Here is a 15728-nt window from a genome sequence, read left to right on the forward strand (position 1 = left end):
TCGCCAAAGCCTGGTGTTCGCCGCGAGCCTTGCTGGCGCAGTTGCGTTGAGCAGCGGCGCGAGCCGGGCGGACGTGGCGGTCCAGCGCGATATCGGCGAGTATCTCAAGAAGGCCATCCAGCTCTGCTGGAGCATACCTGTAGACGCCCACAGCATAGTCCGCGTCCAGTTCAGCCTGAACAAGGACGGTTCGCTCGCCGGTCCGCCAAAAATCCTCAGCCCTGCGCCACCGACGCCGGACAAGGTTGCCGAGGCCGCTGTCCGGGCCATCTCGCGCTGCGCACCATTTTCCAGGCTGACATCCTATACGGCCCATTATGATCTGTGGCGTGATGTCGTGCTGACATTCGACCCGGGACAGGATACTTCGGACAGGGCTCTGGGCATCGATGCGAAGAAGCTCGACCAAGCCCTCGAAAAATTCCGCAAGAAGCCAAATTAGCTGAGGCCGGTCAGGCGGCTCTTGGTTTGCTGCGCCCGTCTGCTTTCGGCAAATTCGCTTCTCACCCAGTCGGCGAAGGCCTTGGCCGGCTCCGCCAGGTCCTTCAAACTCCTGCCGACCAGCCAGTAGGCGCCCGATGCGACATCAATGTCGAACGGCTTGATCAGCGCGCCGGATGCAATCTCCTCGCCGATCTGCAAGAGGTCGCCCAGCGCCACGCCGTGGCCGAGCAGGGCCGCCTGCTTCGACAGCGACACATCCGCCAGCATAGGGCCGCGCGCCGGAATGGTGTCGGCTGCCACGCCGGCTGCCTCGAACCAGCGCGCCCAGCCTTGACGATTCTCCTCGTGCAACAGCGTGTAGCGGGCAAGGTCGAGCGGCTTTTCGAGGGCAGGGCCCGATGCCAGCAAGGCCGGCGACAAGACCGGTGAATCGACGGTCGAGGCGAGCCATTCGGCCTCGCTGCGCGGCCATGAGGTGGCGCGCGCGCTGAAGCGCAAGGCGAGTTCGGGCTGATCGCTGCGGAACTCGATCGGCCTTGGGTCGACTTCGAGGGAAACGTCGATATCGGGCCGCAACTGGCTGAAGCGGTTGAGCCGCGGCAACAGCCATACAGAGGCCAGCGACGGCTCGACGCTGACGCGAACCACCGACTGCGCCGGGGCCGCCACCAGGTCCGAAAGCAGCCTGTCGATGTCGTCGAAACTCCTGACCAACTGATCGAGCAGGCGCTGGCCGGCTTCGCTCAGCTCGACGCGACGGTGATGACGGTGGAACAAGGGCTGGCGCAGGAACTGCTCGAGTTCGCGGATCTGCCGGCTGATGGCGGCCTGGGAGACGAACAGCTCCTCGGCGGCCCGGCTAAAGCTCAATTGCCGGCCGGCTGCCTCGAAACTTCGCAATGCCGTCAGGGGCAGCCGTCCGCGCTTCATTTCGCATAACCCGAAGTTATCTGAACCGGAAATTATACTCGTTTGAAGGCGAAGGCCAGCGGGCGTCTAATCCGTCTCAAAGGAGATGCGGCCATGATCCAGTTACTGGAAATCTTTTGCGATGTGATGCGGATCGCGACATTTCAGTGGCATGGCGACAGGCAGCATCATGTGCAGCGCACCGAGCAAAGGCCGGCCACCCGCTGGGCGGCTCCAGCGGAGCGGCATCCCTTTCGCCGCTCGCGACCCTGAAGCCGACATAGAGGCGAGTGCGTGAATGGGATTGCGTTTGCCTGCCGAAGCTCACATCTATCGGCTTGGAAACGCAAGTTGATCCCGAAACCGGGTTGGGGATCACGTTCAGAAAGAGACCGCGGTGGGCGACCAACATCGGCATGTGCATGCCGCCGGACAGACCCAGCGCGGACGCAACTGGCCCGGTCCCTGGCGCAAAACACCCGGCCGCATTTTCGGCACGTCGCTGGTGCGCCTCTATCAACTGACGCTGTCCGGATTTGTCGGCAATTCCTGCCGGCATCTGCCGACCTGTTCCGAATACGCGCATGAGGCAATCGCCCGCCATGGCCTGTGGGCCGGCGGCTTCATGGGGCTGTTCCGCGTGCTGCGCTGCGGGCCGTTCGGAACGCACGGCATCGACCGCGTGCCGGAGGTGCTCGCCCCGCGCTACGTCTGGTTCACGCCATGGCGTTATTGGCAGATCGGCAGGAAGCGCGGCGAGGCCTGACGGCGGGTGCGCTGGTCCCTGATCCCAGATCGCCAGCGCGGCATTTCTTTACAATCCGGTAAGGTTAACAACGGCCTGCACAAAGACTGCGCATTTGAGTCAAAATCGAGCCAAGACACTTCGCTAAGCGCCTCCTGTTCATTCCCAGGAGAGCCCACATGCGTCGGATCGAAACCCATCCCTTCATCATTGCCGCGGTCCTCTTCCTGCTGGCCTGGTTTCTGGGATTTCCGATGCGGGCGCAATCGGCGCCGCTTGGCGATGTCGCCTGTACGCTTATCCAGGACGCGGCGAGCGGCGAGACGCTCTACCAGAATGGCGTCTGCGACCAACGCGTCAGCCCGGCATCGACCTTCAAGGTGCCGCTGGCACTGATCGGCTACGACAGCGGAATCCTGAGCGATGCGCATACGCCGACCTGGGACTACAAGCCTGAATTCAGGGCCGTGAGCCGCGACCACAAAGCCGTCGACCCGACGATTTGGGAGCGCGACTCGATCGTATGGTATTCGCGCGAGATCGTGCGCCGGCTCGGCGCAAAAAGCTTTGCCGGCTACGTCTCGAAATTCGGCTACGGCAACATGGATGTCTCGGGCGATGCCGACAAGGACAACGGGCTCACGCAATCCTGGATAAATTCCTCGCTTGAGATATCGCCGGTCGAACAGACAGCCTTCCTGCGCCGGCTGCTCGCCGGCAAGATGCCGGTTTCTGCCAAGGCGCATGAGATGACCCGAGCCATCCTGCCGACTTTCCAGGCCGGCGGCTGGACGGTGCGGGGCAAGACCGGCAGCACCAGGCTGGGAAACAGCAAGGACAAGCGCGCGCTGGGCTGGTTCGTCGGCTGGGCCGAAAAGGGCGGCCGCCGGATCGTCTTTGCCCGGCTGGTCGTCGACACCAAGCCGATCGACATGCCGAAAGGCCCGGCGACACGCGCGGCGTTACTGAGGGAGTTGCCGCAACTCGTGAAGTGAGTTGCCGCGACAAATCCCGGCGGCTGCGCCAATGACCGCTGCGGAAATGTATCAGTCGACGTTCCGGCTCGTGGACTCTGTCGGCCGTCGCCCTTACAATCCCGGTCCTGTTGCTCTTGAAAGCAATGCACCACATGACCGAAGGACGCGTCCAACGCCGTCTTGCCGCAATTCTGGCCGCTGACGTGGTGGGGTATACGCGCCTGATGGGCAGCGACGAGGCCGGCACACTTGCCGATCTGAAGGAGATACGGGCCCACCTTATCGACCCAAATATGGCCGAGCACCAAGGTCGCATCTTCAAAACGACTGGCGACGGCATCCTCGCCGAGTTTCCAAGTGTCGTGAACGCCGTGGCTTGTGCCGTTGCTATGCAGCGTGCCATGTCGGGTCGCAGCGCAAAACTGTCCGAGGACCGAAGAATACAATTCCGCGTTGGGATCAACCTCGGTGACGTAATCGTCGAGGATGACGATCTGTTGGGTGACGGCGTGAACGTGGCGACAAGGCTCGAAGGCATCGCTCCTGTTGGAGGTGTTATGGTTTCGGGCACGGTGCGAGATCACCTCGGAAACCGGCTTGAACTGCAATTCGACGACATTGGTGAGCAGATACTTAAAAATATTGAACGCCCCGTGCGAGCTTATGCGGTGCGCCTCGACGGTCCCGAAGCGGCCCCCACTTCGCCGGCGTCGCTTGCTGATAAGCCATCCATCGCTTTGCTGCCGTTCGTCAATATGAGCGACGACCGTCAGCAGGACTACTTTGCGGATGGGATCACAGAGAACGTCATCACCGGATTGTCTCGGTTTCGCGATCTTTCCGTCATCGCCAGTAATTCGACGTTTGCTTACAAGGGCAAAGCCACGAAGATACAGGATGCCAGCCGAGAGCTGGGTGCCCGCTATATCTTGGAGGGCAGTGTACAGACGTCGAAGGACCGGGTCCGGATTACCGCCCAGCTCATTGACGGCAAGACTGGGCGGCACCTTTGGGCAGAGCGCTACGACCGAGGCATCGAGGACATCTTTGCCGTGCAGGACGATGTCACTGAAAGAATAATCGGCAGTTTAGCCACAGCGTACGGAGGCCGACTGTTAAAGGCGTGGCAAGAGCGCCCGGAAGTCGCCGGGACGCGGAATTTTGAGGCGCTGGACTATTTCGTGCGCGGCATGGAGTCTCTCAACCGCTACACAAAACAAGACAACTTGCGTGCTCGGGAACTCTTTGAGAAGGCAGGCGAACTCGATCCGAAGTTCGGAAAGGCGTTTGCCAAGCTCGCTTGGACGCACATGATCGACGCAAGCGACGGTTGGAGCGCGAATCCCGAGGCTTCACTGGCATGTGGCCTGAAATACGCCAATTTGGCGATCGAACGGGACGACGCCGAGGCATGGGGGCACTATGCGCTCGCAGGGCACTGCCTATTTTGCGGACAATACGAACGCGCTATCGTTGAGTATCAACGGGCCCTTGAGCTTAATCCAAATGACGCCGACGTGCTGTTGGATTACGGTTCCTGCCTAAGTTATTGTGGGAGGGCACAGGAAGGCCTTGAGACGGCGCAAAAAGCCATGCGTCTCAACCCTCACTACCCCGAGTGGTACATCCTACAGATTGGCCAGATTTACTACGACGTTCGCAGATATCGTGAAGCGATCGCGGCGTTGGAAGGTCTACGAACCCTCGACACCGTATACCAACACTTATACCTGGCAGCGAGCTACGCGGCGCTAGGGAGCGAAGACGAAGCGCAGCAGGTCATCGAGCACATTTTGCAGCTGGAGCCGCGAGCCACAATCACGATGAGAACGACCTCGGACATGGCGCCATACAAGAACTCAGGTGACTTGGAACATCTTCGCGAGAACTTGCGCAAGGCAGGTCTGCGCGAGTGAGTGAAAGCTCGCGCTAGCCTTGAACGGCTGCAAAGTGGCGGTCCTTGGTCGTTCCGATCGGGGAGGCCAATGGCAACGTTCCAACTGGAATTCAAACTGACACACTACCAGCGCTCTTTACCTCACACCGTGCTGCCTCTAAAACCTGCCCGCTGCCGGATGCCTCCGGCTTCACACCACGACCACCCGCGCTCGTTTGCGGGACTGGATAGGAGATACAAATGCTGAATTCCGTTTCCCTGACATTTCCCGATGGCTCCGTTCGCGACTATGACGCGGCGATGACCGGTGCAGGCCTCGCCGAATCGATCTCGAAGTCGCTGGCCAAGAAAGCCGTCGCCTATGCCATCGACGGCACCGTTCGCGATCTTTCCGACCCGCTTGGCAAGTCCGGCAAGGTCGAGATCATCACCCGCACCGATCCGCGCGCGCTGGAGCTCATCCGTCATGATGCAGCACACGTGCTGGCGGAGGCCGTGCAGGAACTGTGGCCGGGAACGCAAGTGACCATCGGGCCGGTGATCGAGAACGGATTCTATTACGACTTCGCCCGCAACGAGCCGTTCACGCCTGACGATTTCCCGGTGATCGAAAAGAAGATGCGCGAGATCATTGCGCGCAACAAGCCGTTCACCAAGGAAGTCTGGTCGCGCGACAAGGCGAAAAAGGTCTTTGCCGAGAAGGGCGAGCGCTACAAGCTCGAACTGATCGACGCCATTCCCGAAGACCAGGATCTCAAGATCTATTCCCAGGGTGACTGGTTCGACCTCTGCCGCGGCCCACACATGGCCTCCACCGGGCAGATCGGCAACGCCTTCAAGCTGATGAAGGTGGCCGGCGCCTATTGGCGTGGCGATTCGAACAACCCGATGCTGACCCGCATCTACGGCACGGCCTGGGCCGAGCAAGCTGAACTCGATGCCTACCAGACGATGCTGGAAGAGGCAGAGAAGCGCGACCACCGCAAACTCGGCCGCGAGATGGACCTGTTCCATTTCCAGGAAGAGGGGCCGGGCGTCGTCTTCTGGCACGCCAAGGGCTGGAAGATGTTCCAGAATCTGGTCAACTACATGCGCCGCCGCCTCGACGAGCAGGGCTACCAGGAGGTCAACGCACCGCAGGTTCTCGACAAGAGCCTGTGGGAGACGTCGGGCCACTGGGGCTGGTATCGCGATGCCATGTTCAAGGTGACGGTGGCCGGCGACGACACCGACGACGACCGCGTGTTCGCGCTGAAGCCGATGAATTGTCCGGGCCACGTGCAGATATTCAAGCATGGGTTGAAATCCTATCGCGATCTGCCCGTAAAGCTTGCGGAATTCGGCAATGTGCATCGTTACGAACCGTCCGGCGCCTTGCACGGGCTGATGCGCGTGCGCGGCTTCACGCAGGACGATGCGCATATCTTCTGCACCGAGGAGCAACTGGCCGCGGAATGCCTGCGCATCAACGATCTGATCCTGTCGACCTACGCCGATTTCGGCTTCGACGATGTCAGCGTGAAGCTGTCGACGCGGCCGGATAAGCGCGTCGGCACCGACGAGGCCTGGGATCATGCCGAGGCGATCATGGGCAACGTGCTGGATACGATCAGGACGCGATCGGGAAACCGCATCAAGACCTCGATCAATCCGGGCGAGGGCGCTTTCTACGGGCCGAAATTCGAATATGTGCTGAAGGACGCCATCGGCCGCGAATGGCAGTGCGGCACCACGCAGGTCGACTTCAATCTGCCGGAACGCTTTGGCGCCTTCTACATCGGTTCGGATTCGGAAAAGAAGCAGCCGGTGATGGTGCATCGCGCCATCTGCGGTTCGATGGAACGCTTTCTCGGCATCCTGATCGAGCATTATTCCGGCCATTTCCCGCTGTGGTTCGCGCCGCTGCAGGTGGTTGTGGCGACGATCACCTCGGATGCTGACGACTATGCGCGAAAGGTTGTCGCACAGTTGAAGGCGGCAGGACTTTTGGCCGAATCGGATCTGCGCAACGAGAAGATCAACTACAAGGTGCGTGAGCATTCGCTGGCCAAGGTTCCTGTGATCCTCGTCTGCGGCAAGCGCGAGGCGGAGGAGGAGACAGTCAACATCCGCCGGCTCGGCTCGCGCGATCAGGAATCGCTCAAGCTGGCCGACGCGCTGAAGCTGCTTTCCGACGAGGCTGTTTCGCCCGACCGAAGGCGCAGCGCGGCCTGAGCAATCAATATTTCGGAGAAATGGCGGTGGAGCGATCCACCGCCATTTTCACGTGCCTGTCACGCCAACCTTGTAACGAGCCCCCATGCTCAAGCTGAAGATACGGGAAAGACCGTTTCCCGAACTCTCCTACGCCAATGCGAGCCAGCCGGTGCTGACGCGCTGGTTCATCCATTCCATTGAAGGCCTGTCGGGCCGCGACCGCTTTGCCGCGCTCTATGATTTCTGGCGCCGCCAGGTGGCGCCGACCGGCGAGCGGGTGTTCAGCCGCATGCTGCAGCTGATCGACGTCAAGGTGCGCAGCACCGATCAGTGGCCGCCGGCGGGGCTGCCCGACACGCCGCTGGTGATCGTCGCCAACCACCCGTTCGGCATTGGCGACGGCATTGCCGTGCTGTCGCTCGTCGAGCAGCTCGGGCGTCCGTTCCGCGTCATGATCCACAAGGACCTGCTGAAGGTCCGCGAGATGGAACCGTATTCGCTGCCGATCGACTTTTCCGAGACCAAGGACGCGGTGAAGAACAACATGGCGGTGCGCCACGAGGCAGTGCGGCTGTTGAAAGAGGGCGTCACCATCGTGGTATTTCCGGCCGGCGGCGTCGCCACCGCGCCGAAAGGCTTTGGCCGGGCGCGCGACCTGCCGTGGAAGATGTTTCCGACGCGCCTCGTGCAGGACCCCAAGGCGTCGGTGGTGCCGATGCATTTTTCAGGTCAGAACGGCCGGCTGTTCCATCTGGTCAGCGGTCCGATGAACATGGCCGAGCGCGAAGGAGGGCTGGCGAAATTCGTCGGCAAGGCGTCGCGGACGTTGCGCCTTTCAATGCTCATCCGCGAATTTGCGCGGCTGTCCGGCAAGGCGATCGACGTGCGCGTCGGCGATGTGCTGAGCTGGGATGAGTTGGAGCCATTGCGCGACCGCAAGACGCTGCTCGACCGTCTTCATCGCGGTGTCTTCGACCTGGCGCCCGACGCACCGCGCCGCCGCGTCCACTTCCTGCCGCGCCGTATGCGCAAGGCAGCTTGAGAGACGCTAAACTAGGGCGTGTACTCATAAACGACATTCAGTCGGTCAAATTTTCGACAACCTCGGCCCTTTTGCTCAACAGCTCCTAGGGCAGTGGGAGCGGTTTGTCGCTGAGTGTACGCAAGTAGGCGATCAGGTTGACCCGTTCGGTCTCGTCCGGGACGCCAGGCACCTCCATGTAAACACCCGGCGTGGTGAGCATGGGCTCAAGCAGATATTTGTTCAGGTCCTCGTACGTCCATACACCCTCTAAGGCCAGCAAGGTGTCGGAGTAACGCATATTTGCCATGGATGCCTTGTCGCGGCCGACGACGCCCCATAAGTTCGGTCCCGTTTTGATCCCTCCCTGTGGCTCGGCATTGTGGCAACCGTGGCACACGTGTGTGAAGTAGGTTCGGCCTTTCTCGACATCGGCAGCAGCCAACTTCATCGAGATCGGAGCTGGCGTTGGCAACACAACGCCGTGCGACATGAGATAGTCAGCAACTTCGCGTTGCCCCTTGAATTTTGCCAGATGGAGCGGTGTCTTGCCGTCCTTTGTCTTCGCATTCACGTCCGCGCCGGCCTCAACCAGTGCTTTCACGCAATCGAGGCAACCGAGATTGACCGCGATGTGGATAGCGTTTTCGCGGCTGCGCTTCGAATTTGGATTTGCGCCCCCGTCCAGCAACAGATTGATCAAATCGGTCCTGCGTTTTGCCAAAGCCAGAATAAGGGCAGGACCCAAACGCGGGTCCGGGACGGCGTTGACGTCGGCACCGCGTTCAATGAGCAGTTTTGCCGCTGCAAAATGACCGCCCTTGACCGCAAGATAGAGTGGTGTCGTGCGCCCGTCGCTCTCATCGACGCCGGCACCAGCGTCGAGCGCTGCCGTGATCGCCGCGACATCGCCCTTCATGGCGGCGTCGTGAATGCCGGCGGCATGCGATACAATCGGTGCAAGCAGTAGTGGAATGAAAAGCAAGGACATGCGCATTTGGCATCTCCCAAGGCAAACTGCGGTACGGGTCATGCTTTCAAGGCCGCAAAAACATACCACGAATGCCGGATCGTGGCCACTCCAACCGGTGCCTAGAAACGAATCGCAAGGTCGATCCGTCCGGCTGTGGCTTCGGGCTTATGAGTCCACAACCTAGTCGGCGCCTTCCTCCGGATCGATCGCAGAGGCATCAGTGGCCAGCACCTCGATCTCCTGGTTCTGCCCGGCGACCACGGTGAAATCCTTCTGGTAGATGCGGTCGCGGTTCTTGGCGATGATGGTGTATTGGCCTTCGGCCAGCACCATCGAGGCGAAGGCGCCGACGGCCTCCTTGATCGGATCGCCGGATTCGTTGAGCAGCGACCAGGATGTATCGGCGATGGCCTCGCCGCCGGTTTCGCGCACCAGCTTCATGGTCTCCTCCGCCGCGCGATGCTCGACGGTGGCTTCGGTCAGCTTGCCGGCCTCGACGCGGATGTCGGAGCGAATGACGGCATTGACCGCGCCATAGGTGGAGACGACATGATAAACGCCGGCGTTGAGCCGCACGACGCTGTTCGGCTCGACATCGGGAATGATCAAAGCGCGGTCGCCATTGGCCTCGGCGGTGCCCTCATAAATGGAGAAGCGCAGTTTTTTCGGCGGAATACGCACGCCGCCCGACAGCACCGCGTCGAGCTTGAGGCCGCCGGCATCGAGCACCAGGCTTTCGCGCCTGGCGTCCTTGCCGACGGTGATGCGCTTGGTGGCGCCGGCGCGTCCGTAGGAGGCGTGGACCAGATAGCTGCCGGGCTCGAGCTGGAACACAGCGCTGCCGCCATGCGCGGAAGCCACCATCGGCAGCTTGCCGTCGCCGGCGGCCTCGGGCTTGAAGACGCGCCAGACGATGCCGCGCGTGATGTCGGCGCCCTTGTCGGTCAACTGCGCCGACAGCGTTATGGCGCCGCCGCCACTGAGCGCCAGCGGCGTCTCGCCCTTGGGCGTCGCATAGCTCGAAATATCGGGAAGTTTCAGATTGCCGATGCCGTCGGCATTCTGCGCCATGGCCATCGAGGCCGGCGCAAACAGCGCTACGGCGAGCCAAATCAGGAAAAGGCGCGATGTCCCCTCAAACATGCCTTGCGTTGAAGCCCAAGGCGGTGGCAATTTCAAGGCTTAAGAGTCCGATCCGCCTTGGCAACGGCTCTTTCGCTCGGCGCGTCCGCACCAATGCACGAGCCGCCCCACCCGCAATCGCGCGCTTCAGCTCAAAATCGAGTGCTTTAGGAGACCTGGCCCCCATGGCGTCGCCGATCATCGACTTCCTGCTGACCCGAAACTCCGCACCGATTCCTGAATTGAAGGAACCGGCGCCCAGCGATGGCGATATCGCGACCATGATCGCGGCTGCAAGCCGGGTGCCCGATCACGGCCGGCTGGAGCCGTGGCGCTTCATCCTTTATCGCGGCGAGGCGCGCGTCGAGATCGGCAGGAAGCTGGCGGCGCTCGCCGAACAGCGCGAAGGACCGCTGCCGGAAAACCGCCGCAACCAGGAACTGGCTCGGTTTTCGCGTGCGCCGCTGGTGATCGGCGTGGTCTCGAGCCCGAAGGACAATCCAAAAATCCCGCAATGGGAAATGTTCCTGTCCGGCGGCATGGCGGCGATGAACCTGATGATCGCAGCCAATGCGCTGGGCTACGGCACCAACATGATCAGCAACTGGTATTCCGAGGTGGCGGAGGGCAGGGCGCTGCTGGGAGTGGCGCCACAGGAACGTGTTGTCGGCTTCGTCCATATCGGCTGCTATCAGGGACCGGCGCCGGAACGGCCGCGGCCCGATCCGGCAAAGCTCTATGCCGATTATGCGGGGCCGTGGAACGGCTGACACCCGAAAGCGATTCCCCTTTATTTAAACACAGGCTAAGACAGCGGCTTCGGCGATGCGTTGGGGGTTGGCGCATCGACCATGGGGATTTTTTTGGGGGTCGCCGGCGACATGAAAAAACGAGACTCGCTGCGAACCCGGCTGCGCTATGGGTTTGACAAGAGCATGGCGGCCGGGCCGATCGCGCTGATCGGCTGGCTCGCCGTCGCTTCGCTGCTGATCATCATCGCCGCCGCGGCTTTTCTTGCGGTGACCCGCATCGCGCCGGAGGGCGGCGAACCACTGAACTTCTTCGAAGCATTCTGGGAATCGCTGATGCGCACGCTCGATCCCGGCACGATGGGCGGCGACACCGGCTGGGCCTTTCGTCTCGTCATGCTGTTCGTCACGCTCGCCGGCATCTTCGTCGTGTCGGCCCTCATCGGCGTGCTCAGCGCCGGCGTCGACAGCAAGCTCGATGAATTGCGCAAGGGCCGTTCGCGGGTGCTGGAGAGCGACCACACCATCATCCTCAACTGGTCGCCGTCGATCTTCGACGTCATCTCCGAACTCGTCATTGCCAATGCCAGCCGCCGCCATCCGCGCATCGTCGTCATGGCCAATATGGACAAGGTGGCGATGGAGGACGAGATCGCCGCCAAAGTGGGCAGACTGGGCAATACACGCATCATCTGCCGCAGCGGCGACCCGACCGACCTCTACGATCTGGCCATCGTCAACCCGCAGACCTCGCGCTCGATCATCGTGCTGTCGCCGGACGGCGACGACCCGGATTCGCAGGTGATCAAGACGGTGCTGGCGCTGGCCAACGACCCGAACCGGCGCACGGCGCCCTGTAACATCGCCGCCGAGATCCGCGACGGAAAGAACGCCGAGGTCGCCCGCGTCGTCGGCGGGGCCGAGGTACAGCTTGTCCTGGCCGACCAGCTGATCTCGCGCATCGTCGTGCATTCGAGCCGGCAGTCGGGTCTCAGCGGCGTCTATTCGGAGCTGCTCGATTTCGACGGCTGCGAAATCTACACGACCGAGCAGCCTGATCTCACCGGCAAGACCTTCGGCGAGGCAGTGATGGCGTATGAGCATTGCACGCTGATCGGGCTCTGCGACCAGCAGGGGCGCGTCAATCTCAACCCGCCGTCGGAGCTGGTAATCGGCAAGGACATGCGCGCCATCATCATTGCCGAGGACGATGCCGCCATCAAGCTGGGAAGCGCCGGAGCCAAGATCGATGCCGCGGCGATTCTTCGCCATCAGCCCATCGAGGCGAAGCCGGAGCGCACACTGATCCTTGGCTGGAACCGGCGCGGTCCGATCATAACCTATGAACTGTCGCGCTACGTCGCACCTGGGTCAATCCTGACCATCGCCGCCGATACCCCTGGCCTCGAGCAGGAAGTTGCCGGACTGCCGGTCGTCGGCGACAATCTGGCGGTTTCCTGCCGCATCACCGACACGTCGAGCAGAACAGCACTGGCAAGTCTGGACGTGCCTTCTTACGACCACGTGCTCGTCCTCGGCTACAGCGAGACCATGGCAGCGCAGCCCGCCGATACGCGCACGCTGGTGACGCTGCTGCATTTGCGCAAAATCGCAGACGATGCCGGCACCCATATCTCGATTGTCAGCGAAATGATCGACGTGCGCAACCGCGAGTTGGCGGCGGTGACCAAGGCCGATGACTTCGTCGTCAGCAACCGGCTGGTCAGCCTGATGCTGGCGCAGGCATCGGAGAACCAGCATCTCGCCGCGATCTTCGATGACCTGCTCGACGAGGAGGGCTCCGAAATCTACATGCGTCCGGTCGGCCACTATGTCGCCATCGATCAGCCGTTGACGTTCTGGACGATCGCGGAATCGGCGCGGCTGCGCGGCGAGATCGCCATCGGTCATAGGCGCGTTCGCGCTGCGCAGAGTGATGAGCGGGCTCTGGGCGGCGTCACCGTCAACCCGTTGAAGTCGCAAGCGCTGGCCTACCTGCCTGAGGACCGGGTCATCGTGCTGGCGCGGGACTAAACCCCGACTGCCTTGGCGCGAGCCAGAAGCCGTTCGGCGAGCCTGAGATGCGGCCGGTCATACATCTTGCCGTCAATGCCGACCACGCCGGGATTTCCGGCCGCCTCGAAGGCCGCGACGATGGCCTGCGAGCGTTGCACTGCCTCCGCCGATGGCGTGAAGGCGGCGTTGATGACCGGCACTTGCGCCGGATGGATCGCCATCTTGCCGGTAAAGCCGTCACGCTCGGCCTCCGTGCATTCGGCTTCGAAGGCGGCCATGTCGCGAAAGGCGGGGAAAACCGTGTCGATCGCCGCGACTTCAGCTGCGCCGGCGGCAAGGATGGTCATGGTGCGGGCAAGGCGGAAGACATCGGTGTAGCGGCCGTTGTCGTCGCGCGCAGCCTGCGCGCCGATCGCCGCCGACAGATCTTCGGCACCCCAGGTGAGGCCGGCAAGCCTGGCGCTTGCCCCGGCATAGGTCGCGGCGGCCAGCAACCCAGCAGCGGTCTCGGTAATGATCGGCAGGATCTTGATCGCGCCATCCGGCAATCCGTTTTCGGCCTCATGTACGCGGAGCTTTACGGATAGCTGCTGGACATCCTGGCCGCTGTTCGACTTCGGCAGCATGATGCCGTCGGGTTTGACCGGAACCAGGGCGGCCAGATCATCGTCGGTCAACCCGGTCGATAGGTCGTTGACTCTGATATAGATGGCGGAGCTTGTCTGCTGCCTGTTGCCGGCAATAAAGCGTGCTGCGATGTCGCGTGCCGACGGCTTGTTTTGTGGCGCCACGGAATCCTCAAGGTCGACGATGACCACGTCGGCGCCGGCGCCAAAACCCTTCTCCAGTTTCTTTTTGGAATCCCCGGGCACAAACAGCAGCGAGCGCATCAGCCCGCCTTTTTCATCATCATCGCCTGGCGCGTGCATTTGGCAACGAGCACATCGTTCTGATTGTAGGCGTGATGCTCGAACTCGACGATGCCGCGGTCCGGCTTCGATTTCGAGTCCCTGACTGAGAGCACCGTCGTTTCAACACGGATGGTGTCGCCGTGGAAGACCGGGTGCGGAAACACCGTCTCCTTCATGCCGAGATTGGCAATTGTGGTGCCGACGGTGATGTCATTGACGGAAATGCCGATCATCAGGCCGAGCGTGAACAGCGAATTGACCAGCGGTCTGCCCCATTCGCTCTTGGCGGCGAAGTCGAAGTCGATGTGCAGCGGCTGCGGGTTCAGCGTCATCACCGAGAACAGCATGTTGTCGCTTTCGGTGACGGTCTTGCGCAGCGTGTGCCGAAAGACATGTCCGACGACGAACTCTTCGAGATAAAGCCCGGGCATCGTTTTTCTCCTCCGCTGCCTGACGGTTGATAGGCGCTGCCCATGCCACCCGCAAGTTTTAAGTCTTTGTTTTGATGCATGTCGTTGCCTCGAAACCGGGGCCACTTTCGAGCGACATGCATTAACAAACATGGTGAACCGTTCGTAAACCATTTCTGCCTAGGGTCATTCCTGGGGTCGGAAGCTTTCCGGCAAGGGGCGTAGCAGGCAGTATGGTTGTCTCGCATTTTCTCAAATGGATCTACACCGCGAGAGTTTCGGAGCGCGCCGCGGCGGCGAGCGCGCTGGCCCGCGCCTACGTCAATTCCGACCTGCCTTTCGAAGACCGTTGCGCGGCCGAAGCGGCGCTGACGCTGCTGCTCGACGACGCCTCGTCGAAGGTGCGGCTGGCTATGGCCGAAGCGCTGTCGATGAGCCATCACGCGCCGCTGCAGATCATCAGCGCGCTTGCCTCCGATCAGCCGGAAGTGGCAGCCCTGGTGCTGGCGCGGTCGCCGCTGCTCACCGATGCCGACCTGATCGACCGCGTCGCGGCCGGTCACAAGGCGACGCAAAAACTGATCGCCGACCGGCCGGTCGTTTCGATGGCGGTTGCCGCGGCAATCGCCGAGATCGGCGAACCGGAAGCGTGTGCGGCGCTGCTCGCCAATGACGGCGCCGATATCGCGTCGCTCAGCTTCCGCCGCATGGCCGAGCGGCATGGCCATATCGCTCATTTGCGCGAGGCAATGGTCAGGGATGTGCGGCTGCCGGCCGACTGCCGGCACATGCTGCTGGTCAAGCTCGGCGAAACGCTGAAGGCTTCGCCGCTGGTGATGGCGCTGATGGGGGCGGCCAGAGCCGAGCGGGTCACGCGCGATGCTTGCGTCAAGGCTTCGGTGCGGCTGGTCGAAGGCACGCGCACTGAGGAACATGCGGCACTTATCGAACATCTGCGCCTGCGCGGCGACCTGACCGCAAGTTTCATCATCCGTGCCATTGCCCACGGCAAGGTCGACTTTTTCGGCTCGGCCCTGGTTGCGCTCAGCCAGCAGTCGGAGCAGCGGGTGCGGGCCTTGCTCGCAGGCGGCCAGGACGTTGCGTTGCAGGCGCTCTTCCGCAGCGCCGGCCTTGCCGCTTCCACCCATGGCATCATCCTGCGCGCGCTCAAAATCTGGCGCGAGGTCGCCAACGGCAAGCGCCTCGCCGGCGTGCAGGAGGTCAGCTGGCTGATGCTGAAGGAGCTCGGCGGTCCGGCCACCGAGGGCGATCTCGCCGGCCTGGTCAAGTCGATCCACCTCGACGCGCTGCGGGAAAACGCGCGCGGGCATGCGCTGGCGATAGCCGCGGCCTGACGC

The 15728-nt window shown here is 62.1% G+C and carries 14 protein-coding genes; 9 read left to right on the plus strand and 5 right to left on the minus strand.

Going from position 1 to position 15728, the window contains the following annotated elements:
• Positions 1-46 precede the first annotated feature (46 nt).
• Entirely contained in the window at positions 47-442 is a 396-nt protein-coding gene (gene tolA, locus NKI88_RS03270) for a cell envelope integrity protein TolA (protein WP_156935491.1), read from the plus strand.
• On the opposite strand, the gene NKI88_RS03275 is transcribed toward tolA, so the two are convergent.
• Positions 439-1374 (minus strand): LysR substrate-binding domain-containing protein, encoded by a 936-nt coding sequence (locus NKI88_RS03275; protein ID WP_023710655.1) that lies wholly within the window; start codon positions 1372-1374, stop codon positions 439-441. The two genes, tolA and NKI88_RS03275, sit on opposite strands and share 4 nt — an antisense overlap.
• A gap of 376 nt (positions 1375-1750) precedes the next feature.
• Here NKI88_RS03275 and yidD point away from each other — a divergent pair, with 376 nt between their 5' ends.
• The 5 genes from yidD (at position 1751) to NKI88_RS03300 (ending at position 8210) form a co-directional block, all read left to right on the plus strand.
• Positions 1751-2119: a membrane protein insertion efficiency factor YidD gene (yidD, locus tag NKI88_RS03280; protein ID WP_352653722.1), complete on the plus strand. Its 369-nt coding sequence runs from the start codon at positions 1751-1753 to the stop codon at positions 2117-2119.
• Positions 2120-2277: 158 nt separating this feature from the next.
• Positions 2278-3093, plus strand: a complete 816-nt coding sequence (gene blaOXA, locus NKI88_RS03285; protein WP_352653723.1) for a class D beta-lactamase — start codon at positions 2278-2280, stop codon at positions 3091-3093.
• Between the two features lie 134 nt (positions 3094-3227).
• On the plus strand, positions 3228-4991 hold the full coding sequence (locus tag NKI88_RS03290; protein WP_352653724.1) for a tetratricopeptide repeat protein: 1764 nt from the start codon (positions 3228-3230) through the stop codon (positions 4989-4991).
• A 221-nt stretch (positions 4992-5212) separates the two neighbouring features.
• The gene (thrS, locus tag NKI88_RS03295) at positions 5213-7186 is read left to right on the plus strand and encodes a threonine--tRNA ligase (RefSeq protein ID WP_352653725.1); all 1974 of its coding nucleotides are present in this window, start codon (positions 5213-5215) and stop codon (positions 7184-7186) included.
• 85 nt (positions 7187-7271) lie between these two features.
• Positions 7272-8210, plus strand: coding sequence for a lysophospholipid acyltransferase family protein (locus NKI88_RS03300; RefSeq protein ID WP_352653726.1), 939 nt, complete (start codon positions 7272-7274; stop codon positions 8208-8210).
• 85 nt (positions 8211-8295) lie between these two features.
• On the opposite strand, the gene NKI88_RS03305 is transcribed toward NKI88_RS03300, so the two are convergent.
• Both NKI88_RS03305 and NKI88_RS03310 read right to left on the minus strand, forming a co-directional pair.
• Positions 8296-9186 (minus strand): ankyrin repeat domain-containing protein, encoded by an 891-nt coding sequence (locus NKI88_RS03305; protein WP_023818143.1) that lies wholly within the window; start codon positions 9184-9186, stop codon positions 8296-8298.
• Positions 9187-9342: 156 nt separating this feature from the next.
• On the minus strand, positions 9343-10305 hold the full coding sequence (locus NKI88_RS03310) for an RgsD C-terminal domain-containing protein (protein WP_023822991.1): 963 nt from the start codon (positions 10303-10305) through the stop codon (positions 9343-9345).
• 164 nt (positions 10306-10469) lie between these two features.
• Here NKI88_RS03310 and NKI88_RS03315 point away from each other — a divergent pair, with 164 nt between their 5' ends.
• A complete protein-coding gene (locus NKI88_RS03315; RefSeq protein ID WP_352653727.1) occupies positions 10470-11054 on the plus strand; it encodes a nitroreductase family protein in 585 nt (194 codons plus the stop codon).
• Between the two features lie 111 nt (positions 11055-11165).
• Entirely contained in the window at positions 11166-13067 is a 1902-nt protein-coding gene (locus NKI88_RS03320; RefSeq protein WP_352653728.1) for a CASTOR/POLLUX-related putative ion channel, read from the plus strand.
• On the opposite strand, the gene NKI88_RS03325 is transcribed toward NKI88_RS03320, so the two are convergent.
• On the minus strand, positions 13064-13939 hold the full coding sequence (locus NKI88_RS03325) for an HpcH/HpaI aldolase/citrate lyase family protein (RefSeq protein ID WP_023710650.1): 876 nt from the start codon (positions 13937-13939) through the stop codon (positions 13064-13066). The two genes, NKI88_RS03320 and NKI88_RS03325, sit on opposite strands and share 4 nt — an antisense overlap.
• Positions 13939-14544 (minus strand): MaoC family dehydratase, encoded by a 606-nt coding sequence (locus tag NKI88_RS03330; RefSeq protein WP_502909419.1) that lies wholly within the window; start codon positions 14542-14544, stop codon positions 13939-13941. Before NKI88_RS03330 ends, NKI88_RS03325 begins: the two co-directional genes overlap by 1 nt.
• A 59-nt stretch (positions 14545-14603) precedes the next feature.
• On the opposite strand from NKI88_RS03330, the gene NKI88_RS03335 reads away from it, so the two are divergent.
• On the plus strand, positions 14604-15725 hold the full coding sequence (locus tag NKI88_RS03335) for a DUF2336 domain-containing protein (protein WP_352653730.1): 1122 nt from the start codon (positions 14604-14606) through the stop codon (positions 15723-15725).
• Positions 15726-15728 lie beyond the last annotated feature (3 nt).

The sequence above is a fragment of the Mesorhizobium sp. M0317 genome (genome assembly GCF_040321555.1).
In the GTDB taxonomy this organism is placed as follows: Bacteria; Pseudomonadota; Alphaproteobacteria; order Rhizobiales; family Rhizobiaceae; genus Mesorhizobium.

Coding starts and splice junctions, on each gene's coding strand:
- NKI88_RS03275 (WP_023710655.1), bottom strand. CDS start 1,374: ATGAAGCGCGGACGGCTGCCCCTGACGGCATTGCGAAGTTTCGAGGCA.
- blaOXA (WP_352653723.1), top strand. CDS start 2,278: ATGCGTCGGATCGAAACCCATCCCTTCATCATTGCCGCGGTCCTCTTC.
- NKI88_RS03290 (WP_352653724.1), top strand. CDS start 3,228: ATGACCGAAGGACGCGTCCAACGCCGTCTTGCCGCAATTCTGGCCGCT.
- thrS (WP_352653725.1), top strand. CDS start 5,213: ATGCTGAATTCCGTTTCCCTGACATTTCCCGATGGCTCCGTTCGCGAC.
- NKI88_RS03300 (WP_352653726.1), top strand. CDS start 7,272: ATGCTCAAGCTGAAGATACGGGAAAGACCGTTTCCCGAACTCTCCTAC.
- NKI88_RS03305 (WP_023818143.1), bottom strand. CDS start 9,186: ATGCGCATGTCCTTGCTTTTCATTCCACTACTGCTTGCACCGATTGTA.
- NKI88_RS03310 (WP_023822991.1), bottom strand. CDS start 10,305: ATGTTTGAGGGGACATCGCGCCTTTTCCTGATTTGGCTCGCCGTAGCG.
- NKI88_RS03315 (WP_352653727.1), top strand. CDS start 10,470: ATGGCGTCGCCGATCATCGACTTCCTGCTGACCCGAAACTCCGCACCG.
- NKI88_RS03320 (WP_352653728.1), top strand. CDS start 11,166: ATGAAAAAACGAGACTCGCTGCGAACCCGGCTGCGCTATGGGTTTGAC.
- NKI88_RS03325 (WP_023710650.1), bottom strand. CDS start 13,939: ATGCGCTCGCTGCTGTTTGTGCCCGGGGATTCCAAAAAGAAACTGGAG.
- NKI88_RS03330 (WP_502909419.1), bottom strand. CDS start 14,544: ATGGTTTACGAACGGTTCACCATGTTTGTTAATGCATGTCGCTCGAAA.
- NKI88_RS03335 (WP_352653730.1), top strand. CDS start 14,604: ATGGTTGTCTCGCATTTTCTCAAATGGATCTACACCGCGAGAGTTTCG.